This is a genomic window from Streptomyces boluensis (genome assembly GCF_009908195.1).
GTDB classification, from domain to species: Bacteria; Actinomycetota; Actinomycetes; order Streptomycetales; family Streptomycetaceae; genus Streptomyces; species Streptomyces boluensis.
The window spans coordinates 1-21,677 of record NZ_JAAAHS010000102.1 but is presented as its reverse complement, the minus strand read 5'-3'; the positions used below and the strand labels follow the sequence as shown (position 1 = coordinate 21,677).

At 71.6% G+C, this 21,677-nt stretch carries 14 protein-coding genes; all 14 read right to left on the bottom strand.

Annotation, left to right across the window (positions count from 1 at the left end; all coding sequences use genetic code 11):
• Window positions 1-157: 157 nt before the first annotated feature.
• Window positions 158-1,090, bottom strand: coding sequence for a S66 peptidase family protein (locus GUY60_RS15540; protein WP_161698107.1), 933 nt, complete (start codon window positions 1,088-1,090; stop codon window positions 158-160).
• Window positions 1,091-1,140: 50 nt separating this feature from the next.
• On the bottom strand, window positions 1,141-3,138 hold the full coding sequence (locus tag GUY60_RS15535; RefSeq protein WP_161698103.1) for a prolyl oligopeptidase family serine peptidase: 1,998 nt from the start codon (window positions 3,136-3,138) through the stop codon (window positions 1,141-1,143).
• 16 nt (window positions 3,139-3,154) lie between these two features.
• Window positions 3,155-4,501, bottom strand: a complete 1,347-nt coding sequence (locus tag GUY60_RS15530; protein ID WP_161698101.1) for a M20/M25/M40 family metallo-hydrolase — start codon at window positions 4,499-4,501, stop codon at window positions 3,155-3,157.
• Window positions 4,494-5,336 (bottom strand): M55 family metallopeptidase, encoded by an 843-nt coding sequence (locus GUY60_RS15525; RefSeq protein ID WP_161698099.1) that lies wholly within the window; start codon window positions 5,334-5,336, stop codon window positions 4,494-4,496. Before GUY60_RS15525 ends, GUY60_RS15530 begins: the two co-directional genes overlap by 8 nt.
• 248 nt (window positions 5,337-5,584) lie before the next feature.
• Window positions 5,585-8,416, bottom strand: a complete 2,832-nt coding sequence (locus tag GUY60_RS15520; RefSeq protein ID WP_161698097.1) for a DUF5682 family protein — start codon at window positions 8,414-8,416, stop codon at window positions 5,585-5,587.
• Window positions 8,413-9,537 carry an ATP-binding protein gene (locus tag GUY60_RS15515; protein WP_161698095.1) on the bottom strand — a complete coding sequence of 375 codons (1,125 nt, stop codon included), beginning with the start codon at window positions 9,535-9,537 and terminating at the stop codon, window positions 8,413-8,415. The genes GUY60_RS15520 and GUY60_RS15515 overlap by 4 nt, the downstream gene beginning before the upstream one ends.
• A gap of 95 nt (window positions 9,538-9,632) precedes the next feature.
• Entirely contained in the window at window positions 9,633-11,039 is a 1,407-nt protein-coding gene (locus GUY60_RS15510; RefSeq protein WP_161698105.1) for a VWA domain-containing protein, read from the bottom strand.
• 140 nt (window positions 11,040-11,179) lie between these two features.
• Complete coding sequence (locus tag GUY60_RS15505) at window positions 11,180-12,601, bottom strand: hypothetical protein (RefSeq protein WP_187370026.1); 1,422 nt, start codon at window positions 12,599-12,601, stop codon at window positions 11,180-11,182.
• Window positions 12,571-13,074, bottom strand: coding sequence for a hypothetical protein (locus tag GUY60_RS15500; protein ID WP_161698091.1), 504 nt, complete (start codon window positions 13,072-13,074; stop codon window positions 12,571-12,573). Before GUY60_RS15500 ends, GUY60_RS15505 begins: the two co-directional genes overlap by 31 nt.
• A gap of 210 nt (window positions 13,075-13,284) precedes the next feature.
• Window positions 13,285-14,010 carry a class I SAM-dependent methyltransferase gene (locus GUY60_RS15495; RefSeq protein ID WP_161698089.1) on the bottom strand — a complete coding sequence of 242 codons (726 nt, stop codon included), beginning with the start codon at window positions 14,008-14,010 and terminating at the stop codon, window positions 13,285-13,287.
• A 241-nt stretch (window positions 14,011-14,251) separates the two neighbouring features.
• Window positions 14,252-16,690, bottom strand: a complete 2,439-nt coding sequence (locus tag GUY60_RS15490; protein ID WP_161698087.1) for a SpoIIE family protein phosphatase — start codon at window positions 16,688-16,690, stop codon at window positions 14,252-14,254.
• A 262-nt stretch (window positions 16,691-16,952) separates the two neighbouring features.
• A complete protein-coding gene (locus tag GUY60_RS15485; RefSeq protein ID WP_161698085.1) occupies window positions 16,953-19,388 on the bottom strand; it encodes an MFS transporter in 2,436 nt (811 codons plus the stop codon).
• A 412-nt stretch (window positions 19,389-19,800) separates the two neighbouring features.
• The gene (locus tag GUY60_RS15480) at window positions 19,801-20,244 is read right to left on the bottom strand and encodes an SRPBCC family protein (protein ID WP_161698083.1); all 444 of its coding nucleotides are present in this window, start codon (window positions 20,242-20,244) and stop codon (window positions 19,801-19,803) included.
• 276 nt (window positions 20,245-20,520) lie between these two features.
• The coding region (locus GUY60_RS15475) for a GDSL-type esterase/lipase family protein (protein WP_161698081.1) at window positions 20,521-21,677 on the bottom strand (1,157 nt) is incomplete at its 5' end.

The following is a 21,677-nucleotide window of genomic DNA, read 5'->3' as shown; positions in this document are numbered from 1 at the left end:
ACCCATGCCCACGCCCACGCCCACGCACAAGCCCAGCAAGTGGTTCGACCAGAACCCCGGTCGAGCCAACAGCGATTCCCCCGCGATCAACGGGCCGTTGTCGTATCCCCTGATCCACACCCCGTAAGCCTGCCACCCGCCACTGACAATGCTCCCCTCAATCCGCGAGCGCCGGCACCGCGAGCCTCAACTCCCCTGCCCCCGCGTCCAGTTCCGCCGGTATCCCGAACGGCACCGTCAGCGCGCCCGCGCAGTGGCCGAAGCCGAAGTTCTCCACGATCGGTACGCCCAGCGGGCCGAGGCGGTCCGTGAGGACGGCGCGGGTCTCGGCGTACGGTCCGCACTCCTCCCAGGAGCCGAGGAGTATGCCCGCGACTCCGTCCAGCCAGCCCGAGCGGAGGAGTTGGGTGAGGATGCGGTCCAGGCGGTACGGCTCCTCACCTGTGTCCTCGATGCACAGCAGGCCGCCGTGCGCCGAAGGGCGGGCCGCGGGGGTGCCGAGGTCGGCGGCGAGCAGGCAGACGCAGCCGCCGAGGGTGACGCCGCTCGCGCGCCCCGGCACGAGCGGAGCCGTACCGGGCAGGCCCCTGATCGTGCGCACCGTCTCCGGCTCGAACAGCGTGGCCCTCAAGTGGCCCTGCGCCCGCGCGTTCTCGAGGAAGTCCATCGCCGCGACCATCGGACCGTGCAGCGTGGCGAGCCCCATGCGCACCGCGAACGCCTCGTGCAGCGTCGTGATGTCGCTGAACCCGACGAAGACCTTCGGCCCCGCCGCCCGCAGCGCCGCCCAGTCGAGCAGGTCGACCATGCGCTGCGCCCCGTACCCGCCGCGGGCGCACAGCACGGCCTTGATCGACGGGTCGCACCACGCCCGCTCCAGGTCCGCCGCCCGCTCCAGGTCGGATGCGGCGAGGTGGTCCAACTTCGGGTGCCCGGCCTGTACATGGGGCAGCACGACGGGGTCCAGGTCCCAGCCGCGCAGCACGTCCAGGCCCGCGCGCAGCCGCTCCTCGGGCACCGGGCCGCTCGGGGCGACGACCGCCACCCGGTCGCCGGGGCGGAGGCGGCGCGGCCGGGTCAGCTCGGGCACCGGCGCCCCGGCGGCCCCGGCGTGCCCGCTCGGCGGCCCGCCACGGCCGGTCACTTCGACAGCTCCAGCTTCGGCACTCCCGGCGGTTCGAGGCCGAACACCTGGGCGTACAGGGAGAGTTCGGACTCCAGGACGCGGATCACCGTGTCCGCGCGGCGGAACCCGTGCCCCTCGCCCTCGAACGCGATGTACGCGTACGGCACGTGGCGCCCCTCCATGCGTTCCAGGAACCGTTCGCACTGCGCGGGCGGACAGATCACGTCGTCCAGGCCCTGCAACAGCAGGAACGGGGCGGTGATCCGGTCGGCGTGCCGGACCGGTGAGCGTTCCCGGTAACGGCCCGGGACTTCGGCGAGCGGGCCGACCAGGGATTCGAGGTAGCGCGACTCGAAGTCGTGGGTCTCCCCGGTGGCCCACGCGGTGAGGTCGAGGATCGGGTAGATGACGGTGCCGCAGGCGTACACATCCGTCGACGTGAGCGACGCCGCCGCCGTCCAACCACCCGCGCTGCCACCGCGGATGGCGAGCCGCGCCGCGTCCGCCGTGCCCTCCTCGGCGAGGGCGCGGGCCACCGCCGCGCAGTCCTCCACATCCACGACACCCCACTGCTCACGCAGCCGGTCGCGGTACTCCCTTCCGTACCCGGACGAGCCGCCGTAGTTCACCTCGGCGACCCCGATACCTCGGGAGGTGAAGTAGGCGATCTCCAGGTCGAGTACGAGCGCGGCGTGGTCCGTGGGACCGCCGTGCGCCCACACCACGAACGGCGGCAGTTCGTCGTCCGGTGCGCGGTAGCGGGGGTTGTGCGGCGGGTAGATGTGCGCGTGGATCTCCCGCCCCGCCGGGCCACTGAAGGTGCGGATCTGCGGTTCCGGGTAGTACGAGGGGTCCACCGGGTCGTCGTGCGCGGCCCCGATGACACGGGCGCGGCCCAACGCGGTGTCCAGTACCACCACCTCGTGGGCGCTGCGCGGGCTCGCGGCGACGCCGACGACTCGGCTGCCGCACGCGTCCAGGGTCGGCGCCCACTCGGTCCAGGGCCCGGCCGCGTCGACGACTTCGCCGGTCTCCGGGTCGAGGATGCCGAGCGCGGTGGCGCCCTTGCCGTGCACGACGGCGATCAGGCCGTTCGCCAGCGGAGCGAACCAGCTCAGCCCGACCTTCCACAGCGGCCCGCCGAACTCCTCGTCCCTGCGGCAGAAGGCGGCCGCGGTGTCTCCAGTGACCGCCTCGCGCGTGCCGGCCTCCATCCCGTACAGGTTCCACCAGCCGCTGCGGTCCGAGGCGAACAGGAGCGTGCCGTCGTTCGCCCACTCGGCCTGGCAGATGGACTCGTCCGTGCCGCCCGCCACGGCCCGCGCCCCGTACGGCCTCCCCTCCGCGTCCAGCTCGGCGACGATCAACTCCGTGCCGTCCCAGGGCATCCGGGGGTGGTCCCAGCCGAGCCACGCCATCCGCCGCCCGTCGGGCGAGAGCCGCGCCCCGCTGATGAACCGGTGCCGCCCGTCGGTCAGTTCACGGACCCGCGTCCGGTCCTGTGCGGCCGAACCGTCCAGCGGCACGGCGGCCACCACGCGGCGCACGTCGCTCGGCCCGTCCCCGGTGAACTCCTCCAGGACACACCAGACTTCGCCCCGGTCGAGGTGCGGCCGCGGGTCGGCCCAGCGCAGTCCCCCGCCGGTGGCCGAGACCGGGGTGAGGGGGCGCGGCTCGGCGTCGGGTGCATCGGGCTCGTAGGCGTAGAGCCGCTGGTCGGCGAAGTTCACGAAGACGATGAGTGGTCCGTGGGGCCCGGTGGTGCCGGTCCAGGGGACGCCGCCGTACTCGACGACCCTGCTGCGGACGTTCCACGGTGCGGGCAGCACCGACTCCTCCGTGTCGCCCCGCTTGCGCATGAGGGCTCGTCGGCCGCCCTCCGTGGGCCGTGGCGCGGTCCACCACACCTCGTCGCCGACGAACGCCGCGTACTCGGGACGGCCGTCGTGCGACGCCGCGAGCGCGGCATCGATGGGTGACTCCCACTCCCCGTACGCCACCGTGCTGATCATGTCCCCCACGTCCCCCTCAAGCCGTTCGCAGAAATCGGTCGAGCACCCGGACCCCGAAGTGCAGCGCGTCGACCGGAACGCGCTCGTCCACCCCGTGAAAGAGCGCCTGGTAGTCGAAGCCGGGCGGCAGCTTCAGCGGCGAGAAGCCGTACCCGGTGATGCCGAGCCGGGAGAACTGCTTGGCGTCCGTGCCACCGGACATGCAGTACGGCACGGCGTGCCCCTCGGGTGCGAACTCCTCGACGGCGGCCCGCATCCGGGCGAACGTCGGGGAGTCGACCGGGGCCTGCAGCGCGACCTCGCGGTGGTGGAACTCCCACTCCACGTCGGGTCCGGTCAGCTCGTCGAGCGTGGCGCGGAACTCGTCCTCGCCGCCCGGCAGAAAGCGGCCGTCGACATACGCCACGGCCTCCCCCGGAATCACATTGATCTTGTATCCGGCCTGCAGCATCGTCGGGTTGGCGCTGCCCCGCACCGTCGGCTCGACCAGCTCGGCGGCCCGGCCGAGCTTGCCGAGGAGGACGTCCACGTCGAGGTCCGCGGCGTTCATGTCCACGGGGACGCCGTGCAGCCGCGCCAGCTCGGCGAGGGCGGCCCGCACCGTGGGCGTGAGGCGCAGCGGCCATTCGTGGCTGCCGATCCGGGCGATGGCCTCGGCGAGCCGGGTCACGGAGTTGGCCCGGTTGACCTTGGAGCCGTGGCCCGCGCGGCCCTTGGCGGTGAGCTTGAGCCAGCCCGTGCCGCGCTCCCCGGCGGCGATCGGGTACAGCTCCATGCCGGGTCCCGCGTGGAAGGTGAACGCGCCGGACTCGCTGATGCCTTCCGTGCAGCCCTCGAAGAGGCCGGGGTGCTCGTCGGCGAGGAACCCGGAGCCGTCGACGGCGCTGGCCTCCTCGTCTGCGGTGAAGGCGATCACGATGTCCCGCCTGGGCCGCACCCCCGCGCGTGCCCAGGCGCGGACCACCGCGAGGATCATCGCGTCCATGTTCTTCATGTCGACGGCCCCGCGGCCCCAGACCACCCCGTCGCGGATCTCGCCGGAGAACGGGTCGACCTGCCAGTCGGCGGCCTCCGCCGGCACCACGTCCAGGTGCCCGTGCACGAGCAGTGCGTCGGCGTCCGGGTCGGTGCCCGCCAGCCTGGCCACGACATTGGTCCGGCCCTCGGTGCGCTCCAGGAGCGTGGGTTCGAGGCCCGCGCCCGCCAGGCGCTCCGCGGCGTACTCCGCGGCGGGGCGCTCACGGCAGTCGCCGCCGCCGCGGTTGGTGGTGTCGATGCGGATCAGGTCGGAGGTGAAGCGGACGACCTCGCCGAGCGCCTGACCGTCCAACTCCGGCCCTGTGGCGGCCTGTTCGTCAGCCATACTGCTCCTCCACCGCTGCGGAGACGATGGTGGTCACGGCCTTGAAGGTGCGGATGCCTTCGTACATCGTCTCGCTCGTATAGGACACCTTGCGCTCCGCGTACCGTTCGACGCCCGGGACGACCGTGGCGGCCATGGCCAGGTGCTCCGCGTCGAACTCCAGCTGCACGGTGAACGGGCCGCCCCGCACCGGTTCGTGCCGCACCGCGAGCCCTGCCGCCTCCTTCGCGGCGGCCCTGATGTCAGCGGCGGTACGGGTCGGGGTGCGGCACACCGCCGCGTACCGCGAGACGTGGTCCTTCACGGCGACCTTCAACGCCCCCGGCGCGTACCCCAGCGCGTCCTCGCAGGTCAGGTCGTCGCCCGTGACGAGCACGACAGGGACGCCGAACTCCGCGACCACATGGGAGTTGAGCAGGCCCTCACTGGCCCGCTCGCCGTTGACCCACACCCCGGTGATGGAGTTGGCGAGGTACGTGTGCGCGAGGACACCCTCCGCGCCCGCGCCCGTGTGGTAGCCGATGAACGCGATGCCGTCGACGGCCTGATCGCCGCCGTGCTGCACGCCTTCGACCATGCTCAGGGACTTGTGGCGGCCGGTGAGCATCTCGGCCCGCTCGTCCAACTGCTCCAGGAGCAGATTGCGCATCGACCAGTGCGCTTCGTTGATGAGGACCTCGTCGGCGCCGCCGTCGAAGAAACCGAGGACTGCGGCGTTCACATCAGACGTGAACATCGCGCGGCAGCGTTCCCACTGCGGTGTCCCCGGCAGCACGTCGGCCGGCCAGGTCACGCCCGTGGCGCCCTCCATATCGGCACTGATCAGGATCTTCATGCCACGAAACCGTACGCGCTGCCGCAGACCTCGGCCAGGCCTGTGGATAACTCTCACCGGCCCAGACCACTGGCTCCGCCCGACCGGGTCCAACGGACCGTCAAACCGTCACACGGACGGCTCGCGCGCGACGGCGCCGCACGGATCCCGCACCCGGAATCCGCACGACACCGCCTCGCCCTCCCGCACCGATCAAGCACTCATATACGCACGCACAGCACGCAACGCACGCAGACGTACGCACGCGCTCACGCACCCGCCAGCAACACCTCCAGCGCCTCCGCCGTCTCGGGATGCCGCCCGAGCAGGGCCGCGCCGGACGGGCCCGCGTCGCCCGACTCCCAGGCTCCGTCGCAGCCGAGCAGGTCCGCCACCGCGTCGCACGTCTCCGGGTGGGCGAGGAGCAGCGCGGCGCGGGTGCTGCCCTTACGCCGCGACGACTTCAGGGCAGCCACGGCGGGCTCGGCGCGCCACGGCGGCACCCAGGTGTCGAGCGCAGCGAGACGGCCGGGGAAGATCCGCCCCGCCTCCCGGGTGAGCAGCGGAGCCAGGTCGCCGCCGTCCTTGCGGAGGGTGGTGATCAGGGTCGGCAGCCAGGGAAGCAGCACCGGGTCCGGCAGCCGCCCGAAGGCGTTCGACACCGCCTCGACCACGAAGTCCACCAGGCCCGGCACGGGTTCCAGGGCGTGCACGAACCCGCTCAGATAACGCGGATACGTGGGCACCACCAGCGGGTTGCCGAGCAGCGCGTCACAGCGCTCCCGCAGGTCGGCGCGGGCCAGGGTGCCGAGGTGGGTCTGCGCGGCCCAGAGCAGCGCCGTCTTCGACGGGTCCTCGGGGTGCGACTGGCCGACCGCCAGCTCCAGTTGGGTCCGGTCGCAGCCGAGGGACAGGGCCAGGCTCTCCATGCTGAACAGGAAGCCCAGCATCGCCGCCACCTGCCGCACCGTCGCGTCCTCGTCGGCGAACGCCATCGGCAACAGGGTGCAGTAGTGCGCGTACCCCGTCTTCACGAAGGACTCGATCCACGGCGGCAGCGTCGGCTCGCTGGTGCGGTAGTAGGCCAGGAGCCGTCGCACCCGGCGCAGCACCTCGGGCGCGCCGTCGACGCTGCGCTCCGCGGAGAGCACCTCGAGGGCGCGGGTGCCCAGCTCGTCGGCGAGCCGTCGGCTGCGCAGATAGAGCGCGGCGTCCTCCAGCGCCTCCAGGACCGTCGCCGTGGTCGCCGTCGGCGCGTACGCGGCACGCCGCAGCCGCTGCTCCAGGACCTGTTCGATGCTGACGCCCTCGTAGCCGAGCTCGATGAGCGCCCGCTGGTGCGTACCGAGCGCCAGGTCCCAGGACTCCTGGATGGGGCGCTCCCCGAGCTTCCGCTCGCCCATGATCGGCCGGGCCGCGCCGTGCGGCATCAGACAGCGCAGCATCCACAGCACATCGGAGCAGGGCTCGAGCTCCGGCCGGCCGGCTATGTCCATCAACGCCCGTTGTACGCCGCGTTTCTGGAGCTGAAGGCCGAGCGGTTCGAGCCGGTCGTGCACGTCGCGGGCCAGGGGCGGCAGCGAGTCGTACCCGACCTGGCCGACGCGGTCGCCGCCCATCATGATCTCGACGAGCCGCCGCACATCGCGCCGGCCCGGCACCGCGTCCTTCTCGATGCAGGTGACCGCCGCGTCCTGGAAGTCGTACGGCGTGGGCTTGGCGCGGTCGCGCATCCCGGCGAGCAGGATCGACGTCTCGAAGACCGCGATGGCATCGGCGGTGGAGGCGAGATAGCCGTTGCGCCGGGCGGCGCGCACGATGTCCACGGACCAGCCGAGCAGTTCGGCCTCGTCCAGGCCGTCCAGTACGGGCGGCTGTCGGAGGAAGCCGGTCAGCTTGTCGGCGGCCTCGATCGCGTTGTCGGCGGCAGCTGTCGTAGCGACCGGCCCTGCCGGGGCAGGTGCGGTCTTCTTGGCCTTCGACCTCTTCGTACCGGCCTGACCTTCCAGGCGGTACGGCCGCACGCGGGTGCGCTTCACGTTCTTCGCCCACACCGTCGCGGCGATCGACACCGAGCCCGCGGCGAGGCCGAACTGCGCCTCGATCGCCGCGTGGCTGGACGGGATCAGACCGTGCTGCCACTTGGTGGCGCTGCGCGGGCTGATCTCGAACGAGTCGGTGCCGTCGACCCCGAACTCCGCGACCCGGCTGGCCGCGTGGAACGCGCCGCACACATACAGGCAGTCGGCCGGATCGGTGCCGGTCGCGGCCTGGTGCTCGCGCATCCGCGTCCACATGTACCGCTCGCGGTCCTCGTCGACGCGCACCCGTCGCGTATCGCCCGGTGCTAGCCGCCGGAAGAGGCTACCGATCAGGAACATGACCTGGCGGTACGTGTCGTGGTCGCTGTCGCCGAGCGGGAGCTCCACGTACTGGTGCCACCACTCCGACCAGTGCCGCACCCGGCCGTGCCGCAGCAGATGCTCCTCCAGCTCGGCGAAGCGCGGGCGCAGGTCACCGATCTCCACGCCGACCGCGTCGCCGTGCAGCGCGGCCTCCTCCGCCACGGGCGCGGCGTCCGGATCGGCCGGTTCCGCCGGCAGTTCACCGCGTGCGTCCCACTGGAACACGTGGTCCGACGAGCGGTCCACGAGGACCAGTTCGACACCCGGGGTGTCCAGGGCGTACGCGATGGCCTGGTACTCGGCGGAGGCCTCGGTGATCGGGGCGACCACCGACAGCGGCGACCACTCGGCCGGGAAGCCGTCGATGTCGGTGGCGAACGACTGGAGCGCCACCGGCAGCTTGCAGTTGCGCAGTTCGGTGAGGAGGGGCGCCATGTCCTCGCACAGCTCCAGGTACACGACCTTCGGCTGCTTCTCCCGCAGCCTGCGCGCCATCGCGAGGGCCGAGGCCGGCGAGTGGTGACAGACGGGGAAGATCTCCAGGGGTTCGCGCACCGCGCGGTCCACGTCGTCGACCAGGCCGAGCAGGATGCCCTCCAGCGCGTCCTGCCCGCCCGCGAACGTGGCGGCGGCTTCCTGGAGTTGACCACGCAGCGCTTCGAAGGTCTCGTCGGCCTGCTCGCGGGTGCCGCTCACGAGAGGGTCGCGATCGTTTCGCGGCCGCCCTCGAGGAACTCCGGCCAGGAGCCGCCCTCTTCGGTGCTGCGCGGCTCGACGACGCCGTGCAGGTACTTGTTGAGGATCGCCAGGTCCTCGGGCGCACGCCGGGCCAGCGAGCCGACGAGGGAGGACGCCAACGTACGTGCGGTGAGGGCGCGTTCGCCGAAGAAGTTGCTGTGCAGGATCGCGTCCTCCAGGACACCGATCTGCTCGGCGGTGGACAGCGCGGACTCCAGCTTCTCGTCGTCGCTGCCGGCCGCGGCGGCCGTGGCCCGCAGGTCGGCGAAGCTCTGCAGCAGCACGTCGAGCAGCGTGGGCGGCACGTCGAGCTCGATCTGGTGCCTGCGCAGCAGTTCCTCGGTACGGAAGCGGACGATCTCCGCTTCGCTCTTCTTGCTGGTCACGACCGGGATACGGACGAAGTTGAAGCGGCGCTTCAGCGCGGAGGACAGGTCGTTGACGCCTCGGTCGCGGCTGTTGGCGGTGGCGATGACGGAGAAGCCGGGCTGCGCGAAGACGATGTTGTCGCTGTCCTGGTCGCTGCCAAGCTCCGGCACCGAGATGTACTTCTCGGAGAGGATCGAGATGAGCGCGTCCTGAACGTCGCTGGTGGAACGGGTCAGTTCCTCGAAGCGGCCGATGGTGCCCGTCTCCATCGCGGTCATGATCGGCGAGGGGATCATCGACTCCCGCGACTGGCCCTTGGCGATGACCATGGACACGTTCCACGAGTACTTGATGTGGTCCTCGGTGGTACCGGCCGTGCCCTGCACCACCTGGGTGGAGTTGCGGGAGATCGCCGCGGAGAGCAGCTCGGCGAGCCAGCTCTTGCCCGTACCGGGGTCGCCGATGAGGAGCAGACCGCGGTCGGAGGCCAGGGTGACGATGGAACGCTCCACGAAGCTGCGGTCGCCGAACCACTTCGGCGCGATCTCCCGGTCCAGGCCGTCGGCGCGCTCGGAGCCCAGGATGAACAGGCGGACCATCTTCGGCGAGAGCCGCCAGGAGAACGGCTTGGGGCTGTCGTCGACCGACTCCAGCCAGTCGAGCTCCTCGGCGTACTTGATCTCGGCGGGGGCACGGAGCAGTTCGGACATGGCGAGGCCTTTCTCAGTGTCTGACGGTCGCGAAGACCGGAAAAGTCGTTGTGGGGACGTGCGTCGTTCTGAAAAGTCGGCGTGGCTCCCGGCGTTCAGGCCAGGAACGACTTCAGCTCGTGGACGAGCTTCTTTATGTGACCGGACAGCACGGGCGCCCCGAGGTCCTTGAAGCGCTCCCGGAACCATGGGTTGACGCTGCCGCGCCCTGAGCTGGTCACCGAGCCGACCGGGATGAACTTGGCTCCCGAGCGGTGGATGGCCGCCATGGACTCGAAAAGCTCCTCGCCACGCCATTCGTAGAAGTCGGAGATCCAGACGACCACCGTGTTGCGCGGCTCCGCGATCTTGGGCTGGGCCAGCGCCATGGCGACCGTGCCGTCGGTGCCGCCGCCGAGCTTGGTACGCAGCAGCGTCTCGAACGGGTCATGCACCCACGGCGTCAGATCGAGCGCCTGTGTGTCGTACGCGATGAGGTGGACGTCCACCTTCGGCAGCCCGGCGAAAATGGACGCCAGGATCGTGCAGTTCACCATCGAGTCGACCATCGAACCGGACTGGTCCACCACGACGATCAGCCGCTGCGGCGTCGTCTTGCGGGCGGTGTGCCGGTAGTAGAGCCGGTCTACGTAGAGCCGCTCCTCCTCCGGGCTCCAGTTGGTGAGGTTCTTCCAGATCGTGCGGTCGAGGTCGAGGTTGCGGAACACCCGCTTCGGCGGCACGGACCGGTCCACGGCTCCGACGGTGGCCTTCTCCACCTGCGTACGGAGCACTTCGGCGACCTCGTCGACGAAGCGGCGGATGAGGTCCTTGGCGTTCTTCAGGGCCAGGCCCGACAGGTTGTCCTTGTCCGCGAGGAGCTGCTCGATCAGCGACATGCTCGGGGTGAGCTGACCGGCGAGCTGCGGGTCGGCCAGGACTTCGCGCAGCCGCATCCGCTTGACCAACTCGGCCTCGATAGCGCCGAGTTCAGGGCCGATCGCGGGGATCAGCCTGCTGAGGTCGGGCGTGGTGCCGCCGCCGGTACCGGCCGGGCTGACCCCGCCGGCCGCGCCGCCAGGGGCCCGGCCGCCGCGCAGGTCGCCCGGCTTGCAGCCGAGCGCACGCTCCAGCCAGCCCGCGTCGGACTGCCAGCGGGACAACTGCCCGGCGGAGACGGGGCCGGAGCCGGTGTCGAAGGTGTTGAGCAGCACCTTGGAGACGAGGGCGGCGCGCCGCACTTCGGCTGCCCGGTCACGCTCCCCCGCGCCCGCGTCCTCCGGTTCGGCTGCCATCAGGCCGTCCCACTCGTCGGCCAGCTCCGGGTGGCGCTGCACGATCGAGTCGACGGAGGCCTGCGGGTCGAGGAGCGCGGACGGCAGCCCGATGTCCTCGACGACGGCGAGGCTCGCCGATTCGAGTGCGGCCTGCTCCTCGGGGTCGAAGAGTCGGGCGAGCAGCCGCCAGTACAGGACCTGGCGCCGGTTGTCCTGCGGGTCGGCCTCGGGCGTCCGGGGGCTCACGAGCGCGTCGAGGGCGCCCGCCGTGGACTTGGCGTCAGTGCCCGGCACCGTGAGCTCGGCGTCAGTACGCGGCACCGTGGCCTCGCCGTCAGTGCCCGACGCCACGGATGGGGCATCGGTGCGCGATGTCGTGGACTCGGTCATTTCCGCAGCAGCTTTCCGGCGCGCTCACGCAGCACCTTCACCGCGTCCGTCGCGGCCTTCTCGGCCTTGACGCCCGCCTTGTCGGTGGTGCCTCCGGCCCAGGCACCGGCGTGCAGCGCGACCGCCTTCTTGCGCACCGTCGACTCGACGGCCAGCGCCTGAAGGACGAACCGGCCCGCGTCCCAGCGCAACAGCCCGATGCACGCACCCGACTTGGCGACCGCCTCAGGGGTGAGCGGCGAGGCCGACGGAATCCGGTCGGCGTCGACGGCCAACGCGCTCCCGGCGAGGTCGAAGTACAGGCTCTCGTCGTCGTCCTGCCGCGCGGCGTACCCCTCGAGGAACACCGGGACCGCGATCCGGGACGGGTGCCGGTCCAGGGGCGCTGTCGGCCCGTCCGTGGCGGTCGGCAGGGCGACCCGCGCGGTGACGAAGGCGTCGGCGCTCTCGCCCGCCCTGGCCCGCTCGTTGTCCCACAACAGGTCGCCCTCGGCGGTGACCGGCATGTCGGTCAGCTCCATCGAGCGGCCCTCGCCGACGGCTTCGAGCAGCGACAGGTGCGGGCGGAGCAACTGCCACAGGCCCGCGCCGACGACCGTGTCGGGCTTGGGCACCGACACCCCCGCGCGTACCAGGCGGGCGGCCGAGCCGTCGGCGGGCTCGAACACCGCGTGCACCTGGGCCTGTACGGCGGTGGCGTGCTCCTGCACGTCGACGCCGAGGGGCAGCAGCCTGCCGGTGAGAGTGCCCGTCTCCGGCAGTTCGGCCGCACCCGGCACCGTGAGCAGTACGGCACGCGCCCACAGGTCGGCCCAGCGGCGCTCCGGCACCCGCTCGAGGGACGCGCCGGGGCAGGACGCGGCGAGCTCGGCGGCGAAACCGTCGAGAAGCGTGGCCAGTCGGCGCAGCTCCGGGTCGGGCAGCATCGCGGAGACGACCTGGGCGGCCCCGGAGACCACCTCGTGGTCCATGCCCTGCCAGCCGCAACGGGCCAGGTCGGAGAGCCAGGAGCGGGCGGCGGCAAGGAGGTTGACCGCCTCCCGCGCGGTCGGTGCCGGGACATCGGCGGCCGCTCGGCCGCGTCCGGTCGCTTCCCCGACGCGGTGGGCGAGGGCGTCGTGGACGGAGCCGAGCAGCGCGGTGCGGGCGGCCGCGAGGGCCACGAAGTGGTCCTCGCCTGCGGCTCCCGCGGCCGCCTTCTCGGCGGCTTCGGCGACCCGGTCGGCGAGCGGTGTGCCCGCGACCGCGTCGGCGAGTTCGGTCAGTCCCGCGGCCTGCGCGGGCTGCGGCCGCAGCAGGCCCGCGGCGAGCGCCCCGTCGAATGCGTCGACGGCGGCGAGGGCTTCGTCGAGCCCGTCGACGGACTCGGTCAGCAGATCCGTACGCATCAGGCCACCGCCCGGGTCGGCGGGAACCACTGCATCTCGGGCAGCGGGGCCGTGGTCGGAGCCAGCTCCAAGTAGGCCAGGTGGCGCAGGAATCGGCTGAAGACAGTCGCGGCGGCGCCACTGTGGTCCGCGCCGGGGCGTGTGGCGAACATGGCGTCGATGAGGCTGTCGCCGCTCGGCTCCGCGTCCGCGAGGTCGACCTTCAGATAGCGGGCGACGCGCTCGGCGCCGTACTGGAGCACGGCCTCACCGATCAGTGCCCTGATGTGGTTGCAGTACCACCCCCGGGCGCCTCCGCACGGCCGGTTGTTGTTGGTGCTGCACCCGTACGCATACGTGCTCGCCGCGATCGACGAGACGTAGACACGGCCGATGTCCGAACCGCTGGAGACGACCCCCTGCATCCGTCCGTCGGCCAGCTCGACGAACGGAACCTTGGCGAGCTTCCGCGGCCGTGCGGGCGCAATCACCCGTGCCGTGCTCGACCTCTCCCACGCTGACAACGCACCATCTCCAATGCACCAAGGGACGTCCCTCACCGGTTCGGCGGGGACACCAAGGAACATACTTGCGACCACTGACAACGCGGCCGACGAAGGGCGTCAGGACCGCCGACACCCGCCCGTGGCCTGGGAGTTCAGGGCTGACGGGCCAATGCCGGCCGGGTAGCGGAACCAGACGTTCACACCAAGCGGCGCCGCGTACCCCGACGTTCAGCCCGCCCGGCCGATCACGAACCAGTTCGACGGCAGCTCGATGCGCGTGCCGTCGGCCGTGAAGTCGGTGGTGGTGAGCGGCATGTGACCGCTCGCGTGGACCGTGAGACCGGCCGCGGCCACGAACTCGGGGACCTCCTCGTCCGCGACGACCCCGGGAGCGATGCCGTGCCGCAGTACCGGCTGGAGTTTCGGCGGCGGACCGGCCGGTCCCTGCGCGATGTCCCGCAGCACCGCCCCGGCGGACTGCGCGGGTTCGACGACCATCGCGCGCCCGCGCGTGCCCAGGAGGGTCGCGATGTTGTCGACGAGGGGCTGCCGGTCGGCCTGCTCGCACTGGTGCAGGACGCCCCGCATATAGACGTTGGCGTCGCCGAGTTCGGCGTGCAGTTGCTCGGTCTCGCCCTTGTCCGCGGCATCGAGCTGCCGGTACTCGGCCTGTTCGGCGGGGTCGGAGAGGCGCGCGTGCGCGACGGCCGCGCCGGACAGGTCGGTGCCGAGGACCTTGCCGAAGCGGTCGGCGAGGAACCGCGTCTGGGTGCCGTTTCCGCAGCCGAGGTCCACGAAGGGGAGCCCCGCCGCGGTCAAGTGCGGCTCGAACAGGGCGAGATGGAGGGCAACGGTCACCGCGGGCTCGGCGTCCCAGAAGACGGCGCCCTGCTCCTGCGGCGCCTCGCCCCAGAAGCCCTCCCAGGCCTGCTTGTACGTGCTCGAAACGCTCATGGCCGCTCCCCAGGTGCCGGGCGCTCACCGCCCGCGACTCGTCATGATCGGTCTACCGGCATGACGGGAACCGGACAAGGCCTGCGGGCGATCCTTCACGGATCGTTCGAGCCTCGAACGTCACGCGGGCGCTGCGGCGCACACACGTGAACCACCCCTACGCGCACACGCGTGAACCAGCTCTACGCGCGTGCACCAGGAACCACCTCTACGCGCGAACTCCGCGCGCACACACGCGTGTTCACCGACGCCGTCCCCTAGGCAGCGACAGCTCGAACCACACCGACTTGCCCTGATTGGTGCGGGCCGCGCCCCACTCCCTGGCGACGGCGTTCACCACGGCGAGGCCGCGCCCGAACTCGTCGTCGGACCCGGCACTGAGCAGCGTGGGCAGGGTGTGCTCACCGTCCTCGACCTCGCACTGGACCACATCGGTGCGGACCAGGCGGAGCGCGAGCCGGTCGCCGTGCGCATGCCGTACCGCGTTGGTGACGACCTCGCTGACCAGCAACTCGGCGGATTCCACGAGCTGTTCGAGGCCCCAGCGACGCAACTGGGCGCGGACCAGGCGGCGGGCCCGGCCGACTTCACGGGGGTCGACGTCCAGCTGCCAGTGCGCCACGTCCTCCGCGACGATGCCGTTGAGCCGGGCCATCAGGAGCGCCACGTCGTCCTTGCGGCCACCGCGTGTGTTGAGGGCGCGGATGATGGTGTCGCAGGCGTCGTCCATGGACGCGGCGGGGTGGGCGGCCGATTCGCAGAGGGTGGCGAGGCCGACGCCGATGTCCTCGCCGCGCACCTCGACGAGGCCGTCGGTGCACATGACGAGACGGTCGCCGGGTGCGACGGGCACGCGTACCGTCTCGAAGGGGACGCCGCCGACGCCGATGGGCGCCCCCGTGGGGAGTTCCAGGAGCTCGCTGCGGCCGTCGTCGGCGCGGACGATCACGGGCGGGATGTGCCCGGCGTTGGCGAGGTGCAGCTCGCCCTCGATGGGGTCGTACACCGCGTACAGGCAGGTGGCCAGATACTGCTCGCCGAGGCGCTGGGCGAGGTCGTCGAGGTTGCGCAGGAGCTGTGCGGGCGGCAGGTCGAGGGCGGCCATGGTCTGCACGGCGGTGCGCAACTGGCCCATCATCGCGGCCGAGTTGAGGCCGTGCCCCATCACGTCGCCGACGACGAGGGCGGTGCGGGAGCCGGGCAGCTTCACGGAGTCGAACCAGTCGCCGCCGACCCGCCCCAGGAGGGTGCCGGGCAGATAGCGGGTGGCGATGTCGCAGCCGGCCATGCGGGGCGCGATATGCGGCAGCATGCTGTCCTGGAGCGTCTCCGCGACGTTCTCCTGGTACGTGTACATGCGCGCGTTGTCGAGAACGAGCCCCGCGCGTGCGGCGAGTTCGGCGCCGGTGACGCGGTCCATGTCGTTGAACTCGATGCGCTCCGGGTGGCGCAGCAGAATCATGAACCCAAGGACGACGTTCCGCGCCTTGAGGGGGACGACCAGCATCGAGCGGTTGTTGATCAGTGGCCGGATGTCGCGCTTCTCGAACTGCGCGGCGATCTTGGTGCCCATCTCCTCGCTGATCCGCGGGACCAGCACCGGCTGGCCGCTGGTCATGCACTGGAAGAACGGGGTGTGGGCGGGGAACGGCATGGACTCGCCGACCGGCACCACATCGTCCCAGCGGCCCGGCTCGTCGGTGTGCTCGAGGGCGACCCGGTGCCACAACGTGGTCTCGTCGGGCGGGCCTTCGGAGAACCCCTCACCGGCCACGACCTGTTCGCGCAGGTATGTGCCCGCGACGTCGGTGAAGCGGGGTACGACGGCGCGGCTGACCTCGAGGATGGTCTGTGACAGGTCGAGCGAGGAACCGATCGCTCCGCTGACCTCGTTGAGGAACTCCAGGCGCTCGCGCACCGCCGCGTACTCGAGGTCCTCGACGTCGTCCGGCGTCCCGGTCTCGGCGACGGGCAGGCCCGCGGCCTGGGCGCGCTGTGCGCGGAGCCTGCGGGCCTGGCGCTCGGCGCGCCGGGGCACACCCCAGTCGGGGGTGACGGGCACGCGGTCGTGCTGGCTGAACTCCAGGACGGGATAGCCCAGTTCGAGCACCTGGGAGACGATGCGGGAGCTCTCGCCCACGCTCATGCTGGGCAGGATCTCGGGCAGCCTGCGGGCCAGTTCGTCGGAGCCGGGGAACTCGGTGTGCAGCGCGAACCCTGGCGCGATGCGCTCGGTGCCGCCCCGTCCGGGGCCGTCGGAGCTCTCCTCGCTCATCCGGCCGGCGTCCGCGGCGAGCACGAGCAGCCGCTCCGCTCCGGGGCCGACGAGTGGGTACGCCCACCAGAGCACGTCGATACGGTCCTGACCTGGCTCGGAGAGCCGGGCGCGGCCCGCAGCGGGGTAGGAGGTGCGGCCGCCGAGCGAGCTCTCCAGGTCGGGCCCCAACTCGTCGTACGCGGAGACCACTTCGGGGCGCTCGTCCGGCAGGGCTCCGGAGACCGGCAGCAGGTCGACGGCTGGGCGGCCCACGGCCTCGTCCTTGGCGGGCCCGAACAGGCGGCGGGCGCCGCTGCTCCAGTGCGAGACGAGGCCCGCTGCGTCCACGACGACCACGGCCAGCGGAACGCGGCCGGTGACGACGGTCTGCGTCACCGGACCGTCCGGAGTGCCACGCTCCATGGTCTGGGCTCCTTCCCGTGGCGCCCTGAAGATCTGGCGCCACCCCCACGGTACGGCGGGCGCGGCCCGCCGTGTGCGGCATCTTCGGAAATTCGACCGGACCGGTGCGCGGTCGCACGCCCCGTCCGTCCCGCCGACCGCGGGAAGGCCGCGTCCATCCCTCGCGGGCAGGTCGTACAGGGGCGTGCGGGTCCGTACGGGGGCGTTCGGGGTCGCACGGGGTCCTACGAGGGCGTACGGGGGCGTACGGGGTGCTGAACCGTCAGTCCTCGTGGCCGAGTTGGAGGTCGCGCTCGGTGCGGCCGCCGCCCGCGACCTGCAGCACGGTCGCGACCGGCGGGTATCCGGCGGCGATCACGGTGTACTCGCCGGAGGACAGGTCGACGAAGCGGAACGTGCCGTCAGGACCGGTGGTGAGGGTGTCGACGACATTGCCTGCGGCGTCGAGCAGGGTGACGCGGGCGTCCTCCACGGCCCGTCCGCCGGTGGCCCGTACGGTGCCGCGCAGCACGGCGCCGCCCGCGAGTTCGATGTCCTGCCGGGTCTCGCGGGAGGCCTGCACGCTCACCGGCACGGCGGCCGGGCGGAACGCGGGCGCGCTGGCGGCGAGCGTGTACTCGCCGGCCACCAACTCGCTGAGCACATAGCCGCCTTCACGCCCGCTGCGCGCAGTGCCGACGACTTCGCCGCGTACGTCGGTGAGGGTCACGGCGGCGTCCCTGACCGGGGTGCCGTCGGCGGTGACGACGAGTCCGGCGAGCCGCCCGGCGCCGCCGAGGACCACGTCGAGTTCGACGGGCCGCTCGCCGACGGTGACGGACACGGCCTGCGGCTGGTGTCCGCCCGCGGCGGCGATCAGTACGTAGCTTCCGGCGCCCGGCGTGGACAGCGCGTACCGCCCGTCGTCGCCACTGGCACCCCGTCCGATCTGCTGTCCGCAGATATCGATCAGGGTGAGCGCGGCCCGTGGCACGCTGGATCCATCGGAGTGCTGCACGGTTCCGCACACGGGAACGCCCGCGGTGTGAGCGGGACTTGTGCGGGCGGCGGGGACAGTGACGGTGTGGTCCGCGAGCGGATCGGGGTGCGAGGGGGCGTTATGGGGTGCGGCGCTGGCCGGGTTGGCGGACAACAGGGGGGTCTCCTTGAGGAACAGAGCGATGAGGAAGCCGAGTACGAGAACCGGCACGAGGTAGAGGAAGATCCGCGGCATGGCGTCCGCGTAGGCCTGGATGTAGCCCTCGCGCAGCTCCTCGGGGAGCCGGTGGACGAGCTGCGGGGTGATCGACTCGGCGTCGGGCAGGCCCGCTGCGGCGGGGATCCGGTCGGTGAGGGCGTCGGCGAGCCGGTCGGCGAAGAGGGTGCCGAAGACGGCGGCGCCGACGGAGCCGCCGATCTGCCGGAAGTAGTTGTTGGCGCTGGTGGCGGTGCCGAGGTCGGCGGGCGGCACGGCGTTCTGCACGGCGAGGATGAGCACTGGCATGATCAGGCCGATTCCGATGCCGAGTACGCCCATCCAGATGCTGTAGTCGAGGCGTGCGGTGTCGGCTTCGAGTCGGGAGAGGAGCCACATGCCGACGGCCGAGACGGCGCCGCCGACGATCGGGTAGACGCGGTAGTGCCCGGTGTGGGTGATGAGTTGGCCGGAGACGATGGAGGCGGCGACGATGCCGAACATCATCGGCAGCATCAGGAGCCCGGACTCGGTGGCGCTGGCCCCGTCGACCATCTGCAGGAAGGTCGGCAGATAGCTGGCCGCGCCGAACATGCCGACGCCGACGATCGCGCCGACAAGCCCGGTGATGTTGAACGTCGGGTCGCGGAACAGCCGCAGCGGGATGAGGGGTTCGGCGGCGAAGTGCTCGACCACGAGGAACAGCACTGTGGACAGCACCGCGCCGACGCCGAGCCCGATGATGACCCGGTCGCCCCACTCGTACTTTGTGCCGCCCCAACTGGTCAGCAGCACCAGGCACGTTGAGGCGGAGGCCAGAAGGAGGGCGCCGAGCACGTCGAAGCGGGGCTTCGCGGTGGGCTTGGGCAGCTTGAGGACGACGGCGATGACAGCGAGGGTGAGGAGGCCGAACGGCACGTTGATGTAGAAGCACCAGCGCCAGCTCGCGTGGTCGGTGAAGAAGCCGCCGAGCAGCGGTCCGGCGACGGAGGCGAGTCCATACGCGGCGCCGATGACACCCATGTAGCGGCCGCGTTCACGGGGCGGGACGATGTCCGCGATGATCGCCTGGACGCCGATCATGAGCCCGCCTGCGCCGACGCCCTGAAGGGCGCGGAAGGCGATGAGCTGATCCATGGTGCGGGACCAACCGGCAAGTGCCGAGCCGATGATGAAGACCACGATCGCGAACTGGAAGACGCTCTTGCGTCCGAGGAGGTCACCGAGTTTGCCGTAGATCGGCAGTCCGATGGTGGCCGTGAGCAGATAGGCGGTGATGGCCCAGGACATCTTGTCGAGGCCGTGCAGCTCGCCGACGATCTTCGGCAGCGCGGTGGCGACGATCATCTGCTCCAGGGCGGCGAGGAGCAGGGCGAGCATCAGGCCCGCGAAGACCATCCGGGTGCGGCGCGGGCTGAGTTCACCGGCCGGGCCCGGTGCGGGGTCCGTGGGCGGTGGGGACTCCTCTTCTGCCGGTGCGGCCTCGAGGGCCTGCGCTTCCTGCACCAGAGTCGTCCCACCCACGTACCCGCTCCCCTCATTCGCGCCCGTTCGCGCCCTTTACCGCGCGTGACGTCACGCCGATGACGCGTACGCGCCGCCCATTTCTCGCATTACGCGACAACTGGGGGCAACTGACCGGATCACTCGTACGGGGCGCACAACCGCTCTCCGTAAGGGTGTTGGGGCGTGCGGGCACCTCGCGGACCTCGGGTTTTGGTCCTCGGTGCGCTCCGGCGTGAATGCGCGGGGCGTACGCCGGAAACCACCCGAACCAGCGACATGCGGGACGGGGCGAGAGCGGGGGAATTACGCGGGATCACGGACGGAGGGTGACGAGCGGCGGTGGGCCGGGAGGGGGTTCCCAGGGCCGGCCCACCGCGGGGCTCACTTCTCGACGGCGGGGCTCACTTCTCCGCTGTCGTCTCCGCTGGGACTACTTCTCCACTTCGGTGGCGAGCTTGGCGAGGAGGGCGTCGTAGATCCGACCGAGGCCCTTGGGGGCGAAGGTCTTCTCGAAGAAGCCGCCGATGCCGCCCGCGCCGTTCCACACGGTCGTGACGACGACCTTGGAGCGGCCCTCACCCGCGGGGGTGACGGTCCAGGTGGTGACCATCGTGGAGTTGCGGTCCTTCTCGACGAGCTGGCCTTCGGTGGGCTCGCTGACCTCAAGGAGGCAGTCGCGGACCCGCTTGCTCGTGGCCTGGAGCTTCCAGTGCACGAGGGTGCCCTCGCCGTCGCCGCCCTCGCGGACCTCGTACTCGCTGAAGTGCTCGGGCAGCACCTTCGGACGCGTGCCCTTGTAGTCGGCGAGTGCGTCGAAGACATCGTCCGGGTCCGCCGTGATGATCCGCTCGGTCACGGCTTCGACCTGTGCCATGGCACTTCCTCCACTGCTTGCTGTCGGGGGATTCGGGGTGCTGCGTGCTCCATTGTGACGGGTTACCGCGGACCCCGGGGAACCGGGATGGGGGCGCGGCCCGGCGGGCGGACGGTTGCGCGGCCTTCGGCTCGCGCGCCGGGCGCGCGGGGTCACTTTCCGGTGCGCGCCCGCTTCTTCACGCGTCGCTTCACGCGTCGCTTTACGCGTCGCTTTACGCGTTACTCGGAGACGCTCACCGACCCCGCACGCCCCTCGCCCGATCGCCCCACCCGCTCAACCGGCCGCGGCGAACGCCCCCTCCGCGCCGAAGGCCAGCGCGGCGAACCGCTCCGCGATGCGTACGTGGCCCTCCGCGCTCGGGTGGACCGCGTCGGGGAGCGGGAACTCGGCGTGGTCGGCCTCTCCGTACAGGGCGCGGCCGTCGAGGTGGTGCAGGTGCGGGTCGTCGGCGGCGCGCTGTTCCACGAGGCGGGCCAGTTCGTCCCGGATCACGTTCAGGGTGAGGCGGCCCGTGGCGACCTCGGCCGGGTCGCCGGTGGCCTTGAAACGCACCGCGCCGCCGTCGAAGTCCGGGGCCAGCGGGCCCGGAGTGTCCTCGTGCACGGGGCAGAGCACAGGCGAGACGACGAGCAGCGGCGTCGTGGGGTGCCCCTCGCGGATGGTGTCGAGGAAACCGTGCACGGCAGGACCGAAGGCGCGCAGCCGCATCAGGTCGGCGTTCACGATGTTGATCCCGAGCTTGACGCTGATCAGGTCGGCGGGGGTGTCACGGAGCGCACGCGCGGTGAACGGGTCGAGCAGCGCGCCGCCGCCGAAGCCCAGGTTGATCAGCTCCACGCCCGCGCGCGTGGCGGCGAGCGCAGGCCAAGTGCCGGTCGGGTGCGTGGCGTTGGAACCGTGGCTGATCGAACTGCCGTGGTGCAGCCACACCTTGCGGCCGCTGTCCGCCACCGGTTCGACGGGGGCGTCGGTGCGCAGGGCGACGAGTTCGGTCTGTTCGGTGTGCGGCAGCCAGATCTCGACGGCCTTGTCGCCCTCGGGCAGGTCCGTGAAGCGGGCGGTGCCGGGCTCGCCCTCGCTGAACTCGTAGGACTGGGTGGCCATGTCGATGGTCAGCAGGTTGCCGCCGGGCACCGTGGCCTGTGCGGCCAGGCGGCCGTCGACGAGCAGGTCGTACACGCCGTCCGCCGGGGCCGCTCCCAGGGCGCCGAGGTAGGCCCGCTTGGTGGGCACGGTGTCGAGCGCGACGGTGGTGGCGCGGGTGCGGAAGGCGAGCCGTACGCCGGAGGGCTGGGCCTCGGCCATGGCCAGCTGGCCGTCGGGGATCTGCTTCCGGGCGCGTGCGGGCAGCCGGTGCGGCAGCACTCCGCGCGTGGTGGGTTCCAGGTCGAGAGCGCCGCGTACGAGCTCGGCGGTGACCGGGGTGGTGA

Excerpts from the sequence above, each read along its gene's own strand:
- GUY60_RS15490 (WP_161698087.1), bottom strand. The coding sequence starts at position 16,690 with ATGGAGCGTGGCACTCCGGACGGTCCGGTGACGCAGACCGTCGTCACC.
- GUY60_RS15535 (WP_161698103.1), bottom strand. The coding sequence starts at position 3,138 with ATGATCAGCACGGTGGCGTACGGGGAGTGGGAGTCACCCATCGATGCC.
- GUY60_RS15525 (WP_161698099.1), bottom strand. The coding sequence starts at position 5,336 with ATGAAGATCCTGATCAGTGCCGATATGGAGGGCGCCACGGGCGTGACC.
- GUY60_RS15480 (WP_161698083.1), bottom strand. The coding sequence starts at position 20,244 with ATGGCACAGGTCGAAGCCGTGACCGAGCGGATCATCACGGCGGACCCG.
- GUY60_RS15495 (WP_161698089.1), bottom strand. The coding sequence starts at position 14,010 with ATGAGCGTTTCGAGCACGTACAAGCAGGCCTGGGAGGGCTTCTGGGGC.
- GUY60_RS15530 (WP_161698101.1), bottom strand. The coding sequence starts at position 4,501 with ATGGCTGACGAACAGGCCGCCACAGGGCCGGAGTTGGACGGTCAGGCG.
- GUY60_RS15515 (WP_161698095.1), bottom strand. The coding sequence starts at position 9,537 with ATGTCCGAACTGCTCCGTGCCCCCGCCGAGATCAAGTACGCCGAGGAG.